This window comes from Staphylococcus marylandisciuri (assembly GCF_025519785.1).
Lineage (GTDB): Bacteria > Bacillota > Bacilli > Staphylococcales > Staphylococcaceae > Staphylococcus > Staphylococcus marylandisciuri.
This window is the reverse complement of record NZ_JAOPKZ010000048.1, coordinates 1-372: the sequence shown is the minus strand read 5'-3', so window position 1 is coordinate 372 and position 372 is coordinate 1. Positions and strand designations below refer to the sequence as shown.

At 48.4% G+C, this 372-nt stretch carries 1 protein-coding gene; it reads left to right on the top strand.

The annotated features are described in order from the left end of the window. Positions 1-20: 20 nt before the first annotated feature. A partial coding sequence (locus tag N9R04_RS11340; RefSeq protein ID WP_262856879.1) for a YPDG domain-containing protein occupies positions 21-372 on the top strand: 352 nt, incomplete at its 3' end.

The following is a 372-nucleotide window of genomic DNA, read 5'->3' as shown; positions in this document are numbered from 1 at the left end:
AACCAGGTACACCAGTAGAAGTGCCACAAACGAAAGATGGCAATTTACCACCAGGAACAACGTTCGAAGGCCCTAAAGATGTACCACCAGGTTGGACAGTGAATGTTGATCCGAAGACAGGCAAGGTAACGGTAACGCCACCGGCGAACGCAACACCAGATACGAAAGTGAATATCCCAGTTGTCGTTCACTATCCAGACGGTTCAACAGATACACCAACAGTAACAGTGACTGTCGTACCGAAGGATCCAAGTGAAACAGATGCAGGTCAACATGACCCAGGCTACGACGAAAACAGTACGAAACCAGGTGTACCAGTAGAAGTGCCACAAACGAAAGACGGCAATCTACCACCAGGTACATCGTTTGAAG